Consider the following 15,240-nt stretch of genomic DNA (forward strand, 5'->3'; position numbering starts at 1 on the left):
CCCCCCTTTCACCGAGCGAAGGCTCAACAGCGGCCTGGGTGCCGTTGGGCGGCCTGCGCTGGAGCAGTACTGAGCGGGCGCGGGTACAGCCCGCACCGTCGTGGCATGGAGGCGTGATCGGCCCAGCCGGTGCCGCACCGGGCCGATGGCTCGGTGCGGCGCGCTGGACGGGCTGGCCGCGATCTGAATCGCGCCGATGACGGGGCGAGTCAGTCGAGGCACATGTAGACGTCCCGGTAGACGTAGGTCTGGCTGGCCCAGCCGGGGACACTGGTCGTGGTGTCCGTGAGGTTCACCCAGTTTCCGGAGGTGGAGTGCACCTTGAACTTGTGGGATTTGTAGAGGACACCCACGGCCTTGGAGCTGGTGGTCGGCTTGCTCCGCAGGTTGACCGCGTTGGCATGGATTTCCCACGGCCCGGGGCGGTCTCACGGACGGATGGAGGCGGCCGAAGTCGTCGCCGGAGCGGCGCTGGCAGCGGGCGCTGTCAGGACCGGGACGGCGAGGGCAACGGCTACCACCGCGGGGACCGCTGCGCGTCGTAGACGCATCGACATGCCTCCTGAGGGTTTCGCGTGGTGGTCGGCACCTCCCCGGGCCGGCGCCAGCTGGCCCCAGCCCGGGGTGATGCAGTGCGAGATCAGGCCGCGTCAGGGCGGGACTTGCGCGCCGTGCGGTGCTTGCCGTAGCCCGCGATGCCCAGGGCGCCCAGGCCCGCTGCGACGAGCCCGCCGGCCGCGAAGCCCATGACGGTGTTGCCGTCGGCGCCGGTGTGCGCCAGGCTTCCCGAGGCCACCGGGGTGACGCTCACGGCCCCCTTTTCGCTGGCCTGGTTCGACGATCCGGATCCGTTGGACGAGCCCTTGTCCGAGGAGTTGCCGCCCGAACCGCTACCCGTGTCCTTGCCCGGGTTGGGGGTCGGCGTCGGGCTGGGATCCGCACCCGGGTCCTCCGGCTTCTCCGGATCGGGCTTGCCCGGATCGGGCTTCCCCGGGTCCGGCTTCCCCGGGTCCGGCTTCCCCGGGTCCGGCTTCCCCGGGTCCGGCTTCCCCGGGTCCGGCTTGCCCGGGTCCGGCTTGCCCGGGTCGGGCTTGCCCGGGTCCGGCTTCTCCGGGTCCGGCTTCCCCGGATCGGGCTTGCCCGGGTCCGGCTTGCCCGGGTCCGGCTTCTCCGGGTCCGGCTTGCCCGGGTCCGGCTTCTCCGGGTCCGGCTTGCCCGGGTCCGGCTTGCCCGGGTCCGGCTTGCCGGGATCGGTGCCCGGATCCGTACCGGGGTCCGTCCCCGGATCGGTGCCCGGGTCGGGCTTCTGCGGGTCCGGTGGGTTGGGACCGGGCTCGGTGACCGGGGGCTTGTCGCCGTCCTTCGCCGGGTCCGTGACCGTGCCCTTGGACGGGATGTCCGGCGCGGACACGGTCGGCTTGGGATTCGGCTCGGTGCCAGCAGCGAAGGCGCTCGGGGACGCGATCGCGCCCGTCGCTGCGACGACGACCGCCGTCGCAGCAACACGGCGCAGAACGCTGAGTCTGGTCTTGCGCATGAAAGGGTTCAGCCTCCAAAAGGGAATGCAGGTCACACCTGCGGAACTTGGGCGGACGGCCCAGGTGCGCGGTGCTCGTTCATCCTCTGAGCGCGGGCCTGTGGATAAAGTCCGCCGACTCACGGCGCCCCTCCAGCGCCTCGTTGCGACAAGACGTTCTTGCTGGCACATGGGCAGGCTTGTTGGCATCAAGGTCACGGACATCCGGCCAAGGCCCAGGTCAAGCGCCTGAGGCCCCTACGGGCGGACCGGGATATGTACGTAAGTGCCAACAAGACTGCTTATTCGGAGCTCCGGCTCGGCGATCCAGTTGGCATTGCCGCTGGTCAGGATCGTGCAGCGGTGCCAACTACACGGCCTGGTCACACTCGCCGACTGCCTGCTCGGCCTCGTCGCTCGGCGGCGATCCCACAGCACAAATCCGCCGGGGATCAGGGGTGCCAGCACCGCCCATCGGGCTCCTGCGGCTGCGGGCGCCCTGGCGGTCGGCTCCTTCCGCACGGGAACATCGGCACTCAGAGGCCCAGATCCCCTTTACAGAACAGGAGTTGAGACCGCGAGGGCACACAACACGTCCAGTACGTACATGTACGCGCGGTTCGCCGACGGCTGGCGGCTGAGTGTGATCGCTCATCCGCGTCTGGAAGGACACGTGGTCCTCGGCGGGCATGTCGAGCGGGGTGAGAATGTCGCCGAGGCGGCGTTGCGCGAGGTCGCCGCGGGGTCGGGACGGTCCGGTCATCTGGTGTCCCGCCTTCCGCAGGCGATCCTGCCGCCGGACTACCCGCATCCGGAGATCCCTGCTTCTGGTGACGGGCCAGCTCCGTGGTGGGCCGTGTCACTCCCGGCTTCGTCCGATGGCCGGTGCGCGGAACCATGTGCACTCCAACCACCTGTATGTCGGGTTTGCCCTGCGGCCGTTCCAGGTCCGCACTCCACCCGAACCCCCTTCCGGTGGGTCACCCGGGACGACCTCACGGGCCTGGACCTGCCAAGGGACACGCAGGTGTTGGCCGCCTACCTCTTCTCCCTCGTACCGGAGCTCGCGACGGCCTTCCAGCCTGCCCGGGCGGGTGAGCCCGGACTTCGCCTCGCGTTGCTGGAACGGATGGAGCGGGACCAGGCCGTGCGGACGGTTGCTGCGGACGTGCGGGTTACACCCGAGCACCGTGCGCAGTGGCGGGCTATCGACGCGGCCAACACCGCGTGGGTGAAGGATCTCCTGGCAGACGGCCGTGGCTTCCCCGGTCGGTCTTTGACCGGCGCGGACGGCGTCCAGGCTCTGTGGTTGCTGGTCCAGCACGCCGACCATGACCGAGAGCTTCAGGCGCGGTGTGCTGACCTGCTGGGACGGGCGGTCACGGCTGGCGAAGCCGACCCTCAGCACCTGGCCCTGCTGGAGGACCAGCTCGCGTGCGCCGCGGGCCAGCCGCAGTGGTTCGGCTCCCAGTTCCACCGCCAGCCTGGCGGCGCCCTCGAGTCGGCCCCGTTGCAGGAGCTGGCCCGGGTCGACGAGTTCCGCTCCTGGGTGGGACTGGACTCCCTGGAGGACTACGCCGAGCGGCTCGCCCGGCTGCCGTAACGCGGGTTGTCCCCGCCACACGCTCCTGCATGACGGGCCCTGCGCAGTCGGACCGCGCCCGCCGGGTGTGGTCATCGCTCGCTGGGCACGGGGCCGTACCGCGACGTCGTTTGCCCGTGGATGGCCGGTGCGCCGGGGCGGAGGCGCGATCGTGCGGCGGCCAGGACCACGACTGCGGCTGCCGATGCGATGGCGGGCAGTGCAGCCCCGGCAAGGGGCTGGCCGGCGAGAAGTCCCGCGGTCGCGGTACCGGCGGAGGTCCCTACGCCGTAGCTGAGGATGAGCCAGGCGTAGGTGCCCGGGCGGGCGCCGGCCGGGACGAGGGTGTCCGCGGTCAGGTAGGACGAGGCGATGACAACGGGGAGGAACAGGCCGGGCAGCACGGCCAGGGCGCTCGCCGCGTATGGCCCGGGCAGCGTCAGGATCGGCAGCCATGCGGTGGTGAAGGCGGCGGCTCCGGCGAGGAGTTGGGCTGTAGTTGAGCCGGGCCAGGTGCGGCGCCCGTAGGCGAGCCCGCCGAGGAAGGAGCCGGCGAAGAAGGCGCCGGGGATCAAGCCGGTGAGCAGATCCATGTGGTGGGTGTCGGCCATCGTGACGGCCCACACGTTCATGGCGCCCACGCCGAAGCCGATGCCGGCCAAGCCGAGGAAGAGCAGGCGCAGGCCCCCGTTGCGCAGAGGGCTGCGGGTGCCGGAGGTCCCGTTCGGCGGCTCTGCCCGCCAGGTGCGGGAGGGGGCAGCGGTCAGGACGACCGCCGAGCCGGCGAGTCCCAGGGCTGCGGTGGCTATGAGGGCGGTGGGCGGTCCGTACGCGCTGGCGAGGCATGCGGCGATCAGCGGGCCGGTGACGAAGAGGCTGCCCTGGGCGCCGGTGTCGAGGGCGAGGGCTGCTCGCCGCTGGTCGGGGGTGCGCAAGATGGCTGGCCATAGGGCGCGCAGGCCGGCTTCGAGCGGCGGGGTGCACAGTCCGGCCACGGCGACGAGGGCCGTCACGAGGGCGGGGTGCGCGCCGGAGCCGGTGGCGGCTAGGGCGAGCAGGCAGGCGGCGTTGATGCAGGCGGCGGGGCTGGAGATGCGGGTTTGGCCGTAGCGGGCCAGAAGGCTGGCCTTGACCGGCTGGGAGAGCGCCGAGTTCAGGACGTACAGCGCGCTCAGGGCTCCGGCGAAGGCCAGAGACCCGTGCGCTGCGGTGGTGACGAGGAGCACGATGGCGATCGGGGCCATGGCGTTGGGGAGTCGGCCCACGAGGGTGCCGATCAGAAGGCGGGCGACGTGTCGGGTGCCCAGGACGTCGCTGTAGGTCGTGGGGGTGCGGTCGGTCACGGTCACCTCGTGCTCGGTCTTTCGGTGAGGGGCTGTACGTCGGGACGGGCGGGACTGCGATCAGCGGGCACGCACGCACTCCCGGTCGGTGTCCTCGGCGGTGGTGGCCAGGGCGGGGGTGTGGGCGTGCTGGGCGAGGCGGCGGCGGGTGGCGGCAAGGACGAGGGCCGCGAACGCGGCGCCGGTTACTGCGACGGCGGCCGGGCCCAGCGGGCCGTCATCTCCGGCGGCTCCGGCCAGCGCGGTTCCGGCGGCCTGTCCGAGGCCGAGACAGGCGATCAGCCATGCGGAGGCTTCACCGAGGGTGCCTCGGGGGGCGAGGTGGTCGAGGCTGGCGAAGCAGGCGACGAGCAGCGGGGCCAGGAACACCCCGGGCAGCAGCGCGCTGGTCACGGCGCCGATCGGGCCGGAAACGGTGAGGGTGGGCAGCAGTCCGATGAACAGGCCCGTGGCGGCACCGAGAAGCTGGCCGGCAGGGGAGCCGGGCCAGGCGCGGCGGCCGTAGAGGAGGCCGCCGGTGAGGCTGCCGACGGCGAGCGCGGCGGGGATGAGGGTGGACAGCGCGGGGGTGTGGTGTCGTTCGGCCAGGGCCAGGGCCGTGACGTTGAGGGCACCGAGGGCGACGCCGGCGCCCAGGAGCGCGGCGGCCAGGATGCGCGGCCCGGGGGCGCGCAGCGGCCCGAGCCAGTCGGGGCGCGTGGTGGGTGCGGGCTGGTGCTCCCGGGAGGGGCGGGCGGTGGCGAACAACAGGGTTCCGAACAGGCCGAGGAACGTCGTGGCGCCCAGGACGAGTCCGGATCCGCCGGCGGCGTCGAGGGCGAGAACCAGCAGCGGTCCAGCGATGAAGACCACCTCTTGCGCGCAGGCGTCGAGGGCAAGGGCGGCGCGCTGCTGCCCGGGCCGAGGGACGACGGCTGGCCACAGCACGCGCAGGGCGGCTTCCAGCGGCGGGGTGAACAGGCCGGCCAGCGCGGTGATGGCGGCAACGGCAGCCGAGGAGGTCACCGGGTTCATGCCGGACAGCGCGGAGAAGGCGGCCGTGGAGACGGTGGCGGTGAGGGTGAGGGTCAGGACGTGGCCGCGGCGGTCGAGCATCCGGCCCCACAGGGGCTGGCCGATGGCCGCGGTCAGGCCGTACGCGGCGGCCAGGAGACCAGCTTGGTGCATCGTGCCGCCGGCCGCCCGGACGGCGAGCAGGATGGCCAGGGGGGCCATGGCGACCGGGAGGTGGCCGACGACGGCGCCGGTCAAGAGCCGGAGCACGTACGCCGTGCGCAGGACGTCGCCGTAGGTGGTGGTTCTGGTGTCCGGGGTGCGGGTGGCCGGGGCGGCGCTGGTGGTCATGGCCGGTCCTTGCTTCGGTACGTGCCGCTGCACGGCAACGGCGGTGAGGGGTGGGGGTGGGGGTGAAGAGCGACTGGTGCCCGGCCGCGGTGCGGGCGGCCGGGCAGACGCGCCGCGTTATCCGGCCTTGGGGAAGACCGGCGGGGTCCAGCCGATGTACTTGGCACCCCACTTGGTCTCGAACATCTCTGCGGGGACGATGTCGATGTAGCCCTTGCGTAAAATGTCGTTCGAGGCGACCTGGTTGTTGCCGAGGTAGACCGCGATGTGGCCGGCTCGGTGTCCGGTGTCCCAGTACAGGAGGGCACCCGGCGGCGGGTTGCGGTCGCCGTCGTGCTGCATGTTCTTGGGCACGACGCTGTAATGGTCGATGGCGTAGTCGACGCCGGAGAACGACCAGCCGTAGACGATGGAGGTGTAGGCCAGACAGCGCTGGTACCACTCGTTGGTGGAGCGGGAGCCTGCGTGGTCCTTAGCCCACTGGATCGCCTCGGCAACCGAGCGTGGGTTGTTCAGGGTCCAGGTCTGCTTGCCGTCGCTGAACGTGCCTCCGCCGCTGCCCTTGCCACCGCCGTTGCCCGTGCCGTTTCCACAGTTGCTGTTCCGGGTGTCGATGGGTGCGTCCGTAGACGGTGAGGCGGTGCCGCGGTTGCCGGTGGCGCTCCCGCCGCGTTCGAGGTTGATGCCCGCGTCCTTGGCGAGGTTGCGCATCGCGGTCTCGTGGCCGGCGTACAGGTGGCGGTAGCGCTCGTCGGGCTTTTGAATATCGGCGGCGACCTCGCCCATGGGCTTGCTTTCCCAGCCCTTCATATCGACCAGGCCCGGATTGGTACCGCGGCCTACGAAGAAGGACTCGGCAGCGAACGCGGGAGTCCGGATCTGCGCGACGGTGCCCCAGTCGGCGGAGGGCCGCTGCTGGAAAAGGCCGACCGAGTCGCGATCGCCATGATCCAAGTTGTCCACGCCGGATTCCTGCATCGCGACCATCAGGGCGATGAGGGTGGCCCGGCCTGGCAGGCCGAGTTTCTCGGCGACGGAGTCGATGGTCTTGGCGTAGCCGATCTGGCGCTGGCGGACCGTACCGGAGGTCTGGTTGGTGTCGGTTCCATTCACGGAGGAGTCGCCGGTACCGGGGCCGGTGTCCACGCAGGTGTTCGCGCCGGCTTTGCCCGCGGGGAACAACAGGCCCATCGCCAGGAGCGCGATGACGAAGACGATGATGGCGATGACGGCAAACTTCGCCTGGGCACCCTTCTTGACGATGCCAGTTGCCTGGAGTGCGGCGCGCGCGATGTCCCTCTCGTCCACGGCCTACTCCTCGAGGCCCAGGACACGAGTGACCATCCACGGCGTGCCGATGTCGGCGCGCGAGACCTCGATGGTCATTTCGCGCGTGTACGAGTAGCCGTCGGTGCCGGTGACCGCGACGGTGACGGTGGCCTGCCTCCAGATGCGGATGTCGGTGTCGGGTGCTGGCCGCTGCTTGTCGGTGGGTTTGGCGATGACCGTCTTGGTGGGTTTGGCCTCGCGGGCCTGCGCGGCGACGAGCTTGTTCCAGTCGCGGTCGTCGTGGTTCTTGAGGTTGGCGACCAGTGCGTCCGAGGCGTACGGGGCTGCGCGCTGGACGGCTGCAGCGTGCGTGGCGTCCTGCATCAGCAGCCGGGTGCTGTACGCGGTGGCGAAGCCTTCCGCCGCCTTGTCGGGGTCGGTGATGTTGGCGCTGGCGCTGGCGGCGGGCGACGGCGGTGTGGTGGTTTCGGGTGCGCCCGGAGCCGCTGCGCTCGCCGTCGGCGGCGGCGCGGCGTGGGGCTTTCGCTCTTCGTGGTCGGGCCATAGCCAGGTGCCCGCGGCGACCGCGCCGGCGAGTAGGAGTGCGAGGGCGGGCACGGCCAGGGTGACCGGTGCCTTCCCGCGGGCTGCCCGTACGGCCTGCTCACGTTCCAGGCGGCGGGCCGAGCGCCAGTGCTTGGCTGCGCGGCGGCGCTTGCGGCGCGGAAGTTCGGCGATGTCGTCGGGCAGGTCCTCCTTGCGCAGCAGCTCGCGCCACTCGTCCGCTGACGTGGGAGTGGCGGCCGGGCGGCGGCCGTGGGGTTTGCTGGCAGTGGTTGGCTTGTCGTCGTATTGGTCGTCGTGCTGGTCGTGCGTCACAGCAGGGCTCCGTATGAGGGCATGAGGGCATGGCGAGGGGGCCCCGGGGCGGTCCGGCCGCCGGGGGGCCGGACCGCGGGGTCGTCGCGGACAGGAGGGGGTGGCCGCCGGAGCGGCCGGAATTGGGTTAGGTACCCGTGCTTCCGGACTTGCCGGAGCTGGCGGAGTTGCCGGGTGGCAGCGACCTCGGCGTGTTGGTGCGGGCGGAGGTTGCCGGCGTGGACGACGGGGGCGGGTACTGGCGGAACTTGGCGCCGACCGGGTTGGCCGGGGCCTCGCCCTTCTTGACGACCGTGCCTTGGATGACACGGCTACTGGACTGCGGCTGCTGGTCCGGGATCCCGGTGCGGCGCGGAGCCCCCGGCCTTACCGCGTACCCGCCGCTCTGGCCGTTGCCTGCGCCGGGACGGCCCGGACCCGGACCGCCAGACCCACCGGGTCCTGCGGGGCCGCCGGTGCGTGGTCCGCTGATCGCGGCGGGTCCGGTGCTGCCGGCCTTGCGGCCGGCGATCTCGGCCTTCGCCCGTCGCGCTGCCGTGGGGTCGTGGCCGGAGCCGGGCAGTTCGGGCCTGTCGATCTGCGGCCCGGGGCCCTGCCAGTCGAGGCGTTCGATGGTGCCCCGCTCGGCCGCGTAGTCGCCTCCGGCGCCGGGACGGCTGGGCGGCGGCGGGAAGTTGCGGGTCTGGTGCGTGCGGGTGGCGGAGCCGGCGTTTCCGATGGAGGACCCGTCACCGTCGCCCACGGGCCGGTCAGGGCCGCGGGTGCTCGTCGGGGGGTGGCGGTCCATGTCACCCATGCCGCCGCGCTCGCGCTTGCCGCCGAGCATCTTGCCCATCTTGCGCATCTGGGCCATGCGGCCGACGGTGCTGAGGATGCCGCGGCCGGCCATCTGCGCGCCGCCGGCATTGACGATGCCGTCGAGGCGGCCCTTGACGCGGAATGCCATCACTGCGCAGACGATGTTCAGCGCCGAGGTCATCAGCCAGCCGTAGGTGGGCAGTAGGGTCATCAGCGCCACGGAGACGACCATGACGGTGCCCAGCAGCATCGTTGCCGTGAACGACACGACCACCAGGCCGATCAGCATTTCAAACCATTGCACCCCCCATTGCCTGGGTTTGCCGGGAATGCACCACAGCGTCGCGAATGCCACGCCACACACCAGCAGCATCAATGCACCGAGCAGCGAGGCCAGGGTCGCGAACGCCAGCGTGATCACCAGGCCGGCGAAGATGACGGCGGAGACGATGCCGGCGATCAGCACGCCGATCCGGGGACCGGGGGTGTGTCCCTGGCGCCACTGGACGGCCTCCTTGCCGGCCTTCTCGTCGTTCATGTTGCTGGAGAGGTAGCTTTCCCGCTCCTTCATGTCGGTGCCGCGCTTGACGACTTCGGGGCCCCACCGCTTGCACGCATTGATCGAACCAAGATCTGCAACGCACCAGGGCACGGCAACGTAGGTGCGCCAAACAGCGTCCTGCGCGCGGCGAACGGTGTTGTCCTTGTTCCCGTTCGCGCCCGCCGTCCAGGCCGGTTCGGGTGTCTTGAACGGCATCGCCGCCTCTCCCTGACTGCCCAGGGCGGAGCCGATCGTGGTCATCGCGACGTCGGCGCCGAGCTGGCGGCCGTTGTCAACTCCCTTGACCCAGGTCTGCGGGGCAACCAGGAAGGTGGTGGCGATGGCAGCCGAGGCGAACACCCAGGCCATCTGGCCGAACATGGAGTTGTCCGCGCGGCGGGCCCAGGCGATGAACATTCCGACGGCGACAGCGGTGGGCATGAAGACCGTCATCATCGGGCCGGCCGCAGCCCCGATCGCGCCGGCGATGGCGCCTTCGACCTCGGGCAACGAGACCACGTTGAAACACCAGCCGGTCACCACGACAGCGGCCCGGCCAATCATCGTCAAGACCGTCAGCAGGATATTGCCGAGACCATGGAGCCAGCCGTCGATCAGGTCGCCGCCCGTGAGGTCGTCGCTCAGCTGCTTGTCGAGCTGATAGACGTCGGGCGAGTAGCTCTCGTAGAGCGTTCCCTGGCCCTCCGGCCGCGCGGGCGAGGGCATCATGTCGCCGATGCCGCCGGGCTTGTAGTCGTCGGGGCCGTCGGCGACCGCGGCGGGGGCGAACACCGCGCAAGTTGCCGCGATGGCGGCGGTCGGCGTGAGCAGCGCACGCAACCGCGGCAGGTGTACCCACAGGCGCAGAAGCACGGCGCGGAATCGTTTCAGCACGGTGGTCACCCCCTTTCCTGGAGTGGGGCCGCGTACGGTGCGGCGGGACGTGTCGGGTTGGGGCCGGGACGGCGCGGTGCGCCGTCGGCCGCCGGGGTGCGGGCCCGCGGGGCCGCGGCCGCCGCGAGGGCGGCCGCGGCACAGCCGCGGTGGTGGAGCGTCATGGAGGCTGCCTCCTGGGTGCGGGGCTGCGGTGTCATGCGGCTTCCGATGCTGCGGGCGAGGGCCTGTGGACAGAGCCCGCGCTCTCGGCGCCGTCCTGCTCCGGATCCGTCTCCTCGTGCAACGGGTCGGCAATGTCTCCCGCGTCCTTGCCCTTGGCGGCCTCCCGGTCCTGGACCTGGTCCTTCGGGTTGGTGGACAGCGCGCGCAGGAGCTCTGCGCTGGGCGAGTCGACCTGCATGGTGGCGACCCGGTCCCGGCGGTCGCGCACGATGCAGTGGCCGTGCCGGATTTCGCCGTGGGCGGTCTTGCCGACGCCGTGGATCAGGGCGCGGGAGGACTCGCCAACCGGCAGGCGCAGCAGCTCGGCCATGGCGTCCTGCTGGACCCGGGTGGACTGCTCGAAAGCGAACACCGTGGTGATCGCCTCCAGGACGCCGTCGAGGCCGAGGAGGCTCTTGGGGTCCTGGGTATCGATCGCCAGGGAGGTGTCGAGGGCTCGGCCGGTCCGGGCGATGTAGTCGATGAAGCGCCTGCCGTCGTCCGTGCCGGTCAGCACGTGGACCTCGGGGATCGAGATCACCTTCGGCAGGTCGCGCAGGTCAGGGCGGGCGGAGGTGTTGAGGGCGTACGCGATCAGACCGCGCATCAGGGCCAGCGAGGCGCGCTCGGTCATCGTCATGTCCCGAGGTGCGGTGCCCATTTGAGGCATCGTCAGACCCGGGACCTGGACCAGCCACAGGCCCGGCTCGGGACGCAGCGGGGAGGCGCCGGCCTTGGGCTTGCCAAGCAGCGGGGCGCCGAGCTGGGTGCGGGAGAGCTCTTCGAGGGCCTCGCCGGCCTCGATCGCGAGGGCGTCGTCGCTGTTCTTCAGCAGCTCGACTACGCGCCAGGTCGCCGGGTCCTCGTGGCCGGCGATCTCGTTGCAGGCCCGCAGCAGGTGGGTCTCCACGCCGGATTCGCGCATCCGGTCGGGGAGGATGATCAGCAGCTGGGAGACGACCTGCAGGACTGCGTCGCCCTTGTTCAGCAGCCGGAACAGGTCGGCGACGGCCGGGGTTTCCAGGCCGCAGGTGACGTGGTGGGAGTCCAGGCCGAGGTACTCGCCAGCCTTGATCAGCCCTCCCTCGTCGCCCTTGAATCCGAGCATCAACGCGAAGCTGCCCTTGAGGGCGGCGATCAGGGTGGCGAGCATCATCGACGTGGTTTTGCCACGGCCCGAGCGGCCGACGAACGCCGTGGTCGTCGCGTCACCACGCGCGGAGCCCGCGGTGATGTCGATCCGGCACACGCCGGGGGTGGTTCCGGTGAGCAAGCCCATGATCGGCCCCTCGTCGTCGCCAGCTTCCGACCCGCCCCAGAACATCGAGGCGGCGAGGGCGTCGGTGGAGCGGATGTGGCCGAGGTCGTCGACGCGGAGCATGTCGCCGATCTGCGACTCCAGCCACAGCTCGCGCTGCTCCTCGGAAGCGACGACCACGTCTATGGACAGGCCGGCGTAGTGGCCGATGACCGCGTCGGTGCGGGCGCGCAGGTCCTCGAGCGACTCGGTGGAGACCACGATCAGCCGGGGGTGGTCTTCCAGGAGGGTGCGGCTGTCGCGGGCCATGCCCTTGCGCAGGCCCTCCATGACCATCTCGGTTTCCTCGGTTTCGATGAAGGTCTCGCCCGCGCTGGACTCGGCTGCCGAGCGGCGCTGTTCCTTGGCGGACTGGCGGACCTTGTCGACGGCCTTGATGGCCTTGCCGCGGCTCCACACGTTGAAGCGCACGCTGGCTTCGGGGCAGACCAGGGCGTCGAAGCCGTTGTCGGGGCGGGTGTAGGTGATCTCCGACAGGCAGCGCAGCCACTCCTGTTCGCCGGGGGTGATGAGCTGCTCGGGGAATTCCGGCATGGCCAGGACCGACACCCAGGCGCAGGTCTCGCCGCGGGCGTCGAGCAGGCGCATGTGGTCGGCGTGCGGGATCGCCTTGCTCTGCGTGAGGCGGACCAGGGAGGCGCCGGTGACGGTGGGCAGGCGCGGCGGGGCGGGCTGGGGCCGGTAGGACTCCCGGCTGACGGCCCAGGCCAGCAGTTCGACCGGCGCGATCCGCGCGCGCCAGGGGGTGGCCTCCAGGCGGCGCTCCAGGCGACGGGCGAGCGCGTCGAGCTGGGCGAGCTCGGCGTCGTCGATGCCCTTGTGGCCGATGCCGAGGGCTGCGGTGGTCGCGTTCTTGACGGTGGCGTTGGTGGCGGAGTCCCGCTCGGCGAGGCGTACGCCGAGGAGGATGTAGCGCTGGGGCAGGTCGAGGGTGTCCAGGCGCTGGGCCCACATGTCGGCGACGGCGTCGACGTCGCCAGCGGTGAAGATCCTTTTCGCCTCCTCGCGGTACAGGTCGCCCTCGAGCTTGGCCCAGATGATCTTCAGGTGGCAGTCGTAGCCCGGCAGGACCTTGGCGAGGGCGAGCGCGGCGGCGTCGTGCTCGGCGTCCTGGCGCTCCTCGGGCATGAGGTCGGTGTTGGAGGCAGACAGGACGTACCAGGCTTCCGCGGCGGTGTCGGTAACGACGAGGCCGTCGGCGAGCGCGACCAGCTGCGGTTCGCGCATCATCCGCTCGGCACCGAGGCCGAGCATCCGGCCGAAGCGGGAGACGCCCTTCTTGGCGGCCTTGGTGGTGGTGCTCAACGGAAGTCTCCTTGCATGCGGGGGATTTGGAAGGTGGAGGCGGCCGGCGCGGTGACCTGCGGCAGGGCGCAGGCACGCAGCCGCGGGCGCCGCCGCCGGGTCGGCTGGGCCGTCGGGCCGCAGGTGGTGGCCAGGTGGGCGGCCTGGAGCCCGGTCAGCTGCAGCAGCTGGATCCGCTGGTTGCCGCCGCCGTGGACCAGGTGCATCCGGCCGGCGCGGTAGGGCTCGTCCGGAACCGGGGCGCCCTGGGCGCCCACCAGGTGCCAGGTGCGGGGGGTGGGCGCGGCCAGCAACCGGGTGGCGAACAGGTCCCGGGCGACGTGGGCGATCGGGACGGGGACGGCCCGGCAGGCCATCACCACGCGGATCCCGCACAGCAGGCCGCCGGCAAGGACGGTCGTCAACGCGTCCAGCCCGGTCCCGCCGGGGACGGGGTGGTGGCGAAAGCGCAGCAGGGTGTTGATGGTCTGGTCGCTCTCGACCAGGAGCGCCCGCGGCTGGCCTTTGCGTTCGGCGCGCACCTGGTCCGCCAGCTGGTGCAGGCGGCGGTGGATGGAGCCTGAGTCCTCGTGGAGGTGGACGCGTTCTTGCCCGCGGGCCCAGGCGTGCTGGCCGGAGACGTCCATCAGGTCGACGTGGGTGCCGCGCCGGGCGTACTGGGCCGCCAGCGTCCGCAGCGTGGTGGTGGTGCCCAGGCCCGGCCAGGCCACCATCAGGGTGTGGCCGCGGCCGGGACCGAGGGAGGCTGCGGTGCCGGTGTCGGTGAGTCCGATCACCGGGCCCGGCGCCTCTTCGAGGGTGGCCGGCGCGAGGGTGGTCAGGTCCACTCGGCCGGCCGGTATGCGGGTCCGGCTCATGCGCATTCCCGGCGCGCACGGCCGGCCGATTCCGGTGCCGCCAGGGCTCGGGCCTCACCGGAGGTGAGGTGCAGGGCCTGGAAGCTGGTGGGCTTGGTGTCCCGGGTGACCAGGTGGAGGCGGCCGGGGATTTCCGAGTAGGGCGGGGCCGGGGCGTCAGCGGCGGCCCGGCGCCAGGTCGTCCAGCTGACGTGGCCGAGGATGCGGGTGGCGAAGGCGGCGGGGCCGTGGGCGCCGCTGCCGGGGATGGTGCCGCCCGCGTCGCCGGCCAGGACGGTGACGCCGTAGGCGCGGCCGGCCTGCAGCAGCAGCTCCAGTGCTTCGACGCCGGGTGCCTCTTCGAGCTGGGTCTCGGGCCGGGTGCGCGTCCAGTACTGGCGCAGCTCGGCGACCAGCGTGGAGAGTTCCTCGATGACCAGGACGTGTCGGCTTGCCCATCCGGCGCCGAGGACGGGGGTCTGCTCGCGCAGCGCGTTCGCGGTCAGCAGCAGGTGGTCGTGGATCGCGGCGACGTTCGTCAGGTGACGGCTGTCGGGCAGGCCGTGGGCCCAGGCGTGCTCGGCGTGCCGCAGGTCGAGGAAGTCGGCGCGGGCGCCGCGGGCGAGGGCCTGTGCGGCCAGGGAGCGCAGCACGGTGGTCGTGCCGCCGCCGGCGCCGGTGGCGACCAAGAGGTGTCCCTGGTCCGGATCGAGGGTGAGGGGCCGGTCGTCGACAGCAAGACCGATCAGCGGGTCGGGCCCGGCGGTGGGCAGGGCGGTGTGGAGGCGGACGGAGTCGCGCAGGGGGGTGCGGTGCATGGGGAACTGGCTCATTTCTCAGCGCCCTTGGCGGTTCGCTGCTTCTTGCGGGACTTGGCGCGGGCCTTGGCGACGGCGTCGGGGCCGTAGGCCCGCAGCCGGGGCCGGATCCGGGCGGGGCGTCCGTAGGACTCGGCCCGGTCGGCGTGCTCGGCGTCGTTGTCCGCGGCCATCAGGGTGGAGAAGGCGGGGTGTTCGGCGAGCTGGGGGACCCGCTCTCCGAAGCGGCGGGCGCGCAGCCGCAGCCCCGGCTTGGGGGCGGGGATGCGGCCGCGGCCAAGGACCGGCCGCACCCCGGTGTGGAGGTAGTTCAGGCGGATCGCCCAGAGCTTGAGGTTGGTCCGCCGCCAGTAGGAGAGGGAACGTTTCGCCCCGAAGTAGGTGAGGAACAGCGGGGGCAGCAGGAACAGCGGCGCGGCCGGCTGCGGCGGGAGCCCGAACAGGGCCAGCCACAGGCCCCAGTAGACGGGGAAGATCACCGCGCCGTAGCGCAGGGTGGTGCGCGGCAAGCCCTCGCCGAGGTCGAGCCCGAGCAGCTCGTGCTGGCGGGTTTCGATGTCCCAGTGCCGGGAGTACGTGTGCGACGTACGCAT

The 15,240-nt window shown here is 71.8% G+C and carries 13 protein-coding genes; 1 reads left to right on the plus strand and 12 read right to left on the minus strand.

From position 1 onward, the window contains the following. Positions 1 to 209 precede the first annotated feature (209 nt). On the minus strand, positions 210 to 407 hold the full coding sequence (locus tag ACIQU4_RS28275) for an SH3 domain-containing protein (protein WP_403736583.1): 198 nt from the start codon (positions 405 to 407) through the stop codon (positions 210 to 212). Positions 408 to 640: 233 nt separating this feature from the next. Continuing rightward, a complete protein-coding gene (locus tag ACIQU4_RS28280; RefSeq protein WP_403736351.1) occupies positions 641 to 1,537 on the minus strand; it encodes a hypothetical protein in 897 nt (298 codons plus the stop codon). A 1,006-nt stretch (positions 1,538 to 2,543) separates the two neighbouring features. Here ACIQU4_RS28280 and ACIQU4_RS28285 point away from each other — a divergent pair. Beyond that, entirely contained in the window at positions 2,544 to 3,119 is a 576-nt protein-coding gene (locus ACIQU4_RS28285; RefSeq protein ID WP_403736354.1) for a DUF6624 domain-containing protein, read from the plus strand. A 71-nt stretch (positions 3,120 to 3,190) separates the two neighbouring features. Here the strand turns inward: ACIQU4_RS28285 and ACIQU4_RS28290 are convergent, their stop codons facing one another. The 10 genes from ACIQU4_RS28290 to ACIQU4_RS28335 all read right to left on the minus strand — a co-directional run bounded on the left by ACIQU4_RS28290 (position 3,191) and on the right by ACIQU4_RS28335 (position 15,240). Beyond that, positions 3,191 to 4,441, minus strand: coding sequence for an MFS transporter (locus ACIQU4_RS28290; protein ID WP_403736357.1), 1,251 nt, complete (start codon positions 4,439 to 4,441; stop codon positions 3,191 to 3,193). Between the two features lie 60 nt (positions 4,442 to 4,501). Continuing rightward, positions 4,502 to 5,785, minus strand: a complete 1,284-nt coding sequence (locus tag ACIQU4_RS28295; RefSeq protein ID WP_403736360.1) for an MFS transporter — start codon at positions 5,783 to 5,785, stop codon at positions 4,502 to 4,504. Positions 5,786 to 5,902: 117 nt separating this feature from the next. Then, positions 5,903 to 7,093 carry a peptidase M23 gene (locus ACIQU4_RS28300; protein ID WP_403736363.1) on the minus strand — a complete coding sequence of 397 codons (1,191 nt, stop codon included), beginning with the start codon at positions 7,091 to 7,093 and terminating at the stop codon, positions 5,903 to 5,905. 3 nt (positions 7,094 to 7,096) lie between these two features. Further along, the gene (locus ACIQU4_RS28305; protein ID WP_403736366.1) at positions 7,097 to 7,933 is read right to left on the minus strand and encodes a hypothetical protein; all 837 of its coding nucleotides are present in this window, start codon (positions 7,931 to 7,933) and stop codon (positions 7,097 to 7,099) included. 127 nt (positions 7,934 to 8,060) lie between these two features. Next, positions 8,061 to 10,175 (minus strand): hypothetical protein, encoded by a 2,115-nt coding sequence (locus ACIQU4_RS28310; protein WP_403736369.1) that lies wholly within the window; start codon positions 10,173 to 10,175, stop codon positions 8,061 to 8,063. Then, the gene (locus ACIQU4_RS28315) at positions 10,172 to 10,366 is read right to left on the minus strand and encodes a hypothetical protein (protein ID WP_403736371.1); all 195 of its coding nucleotides are present in this window, start codon (positions 10,364 to 10,366) and stop codon (positions 10,172 to 10,174) included. The genes ACIQU4_RS28310 and ACIQU4_RS28315 overlap by 4 nt, the downstream gene beginning before the upstream one ends. After that, positions 10,363 to 12,993: an ATP-binding protein gene (locus ACIQU4_RS28320; protein ID WP_403736373.1), complete on the minus strand. Its 2,631-nt coding sequence runs from the start codon at positions 12,991 to 12,993 to the stop codon at positions 10,363 to 10,365. Before ACIQU4_RS28320 ends, ACIQU4_RS28315 begins: the two co-directional genes overlap by 4 nt. Continuing rightward, the gene (locus tag ACIQU4_RS28325) at positions 12,990 to 13,850 is read right to left on the minus strand and encodes a hypothetical protein (protein ID WP_403736376.1); all 861 of its coding nucleotides are present in this window, start codon (positions 13,848 to 13,850) and stop codon (positions 12,990 to 12,992) included. The genes ACIQU4_RS28320 and ACIQU4_RS28325 overlap by 4 nt, the downstream gene beginning before the upstream one ends. Next, positions 13,847 to 14,662: a cell division protein FtsK gene (locus ACIQU4_RS28330; protein WP_403736379.1), complete on the minus strand. Its 816-nt coding sequence runs from the start codon at positions 14,660 to 14,662 to the stop codon at positions 13,847 to 13,849. Before ACIQU4_RS28330 ends, ACIQU4_RS28325 begins: the two co-directional genes overlap by 4 nt. Beyond that, on the minus strand, positions 14,659 to 15,240 hold the full coding sequence (locus ACIQU4_RS28335; RefSeq protein WP_403736381.1) for a hypothetical protein: 582 nt from the start codon (positions 15,238 to 15,240) through the stop codon (positions 14,659 to 14,661). Before ACIQU4_RS28335 ends, ACIQU4_RS28330 begins: the two co-directional genes overlap by 4 nt.

The organism is Streptomyces sp. NPDC090741 (assembly GCF_044769045.1).
In the GTDB taxonomy this organism is placed as follows: domain Bacteria; phylum Actinomycetota; class Actinomycetes; order Streptomycetales; family Streptomycetaceae; genus Streptomyces.

Coding starts and splice junctions, on each gene's coding strand:
- ACIQU4_RS28280 (WP_403736351.1), bottom strand. CDS start 1,537: ATGCGCAAGACCAGACTCAGCGTTCTGCGCCGTGTTGCTGCGACGGCG.
- ACIQU4_RS28315 (WP_403736371.1), bottom strand. CDS start 10,366: ATGACACCGCAGCCCCGCACCCAGGAGGCAGCCTCCATGACGCTCCAC.
- ACIQU4_RS28325 (WP_403736376.1), bottom strand. CDS start 13,850: ATGAGCCGGACCCGCATACCGGCCGGCCGAGTGGACCTGACCACCCTC.
- ACIQU4_RS28335 (WP_403736381.1), bottom strand. CDS start 15,240: ATGCGTACGTCGCACACGTACTCCCGGCACTGGGACATCGAAACCCGC.
- ACIQU4_RS28330 (WP_403736379.1), bottom strand. CDS start 14,662: ATGAGCCAGTTCCCCATGCACCGCACCCCCCTGCGCGACTCCGTCCGC.
- ACIQU4_RS28295 (WP_403736360.1), bottom strand. CDS start 5,785: ATGACCACCAGCGCCGCCCCGGCCACCCGCACCCCGGACACCAGAACC.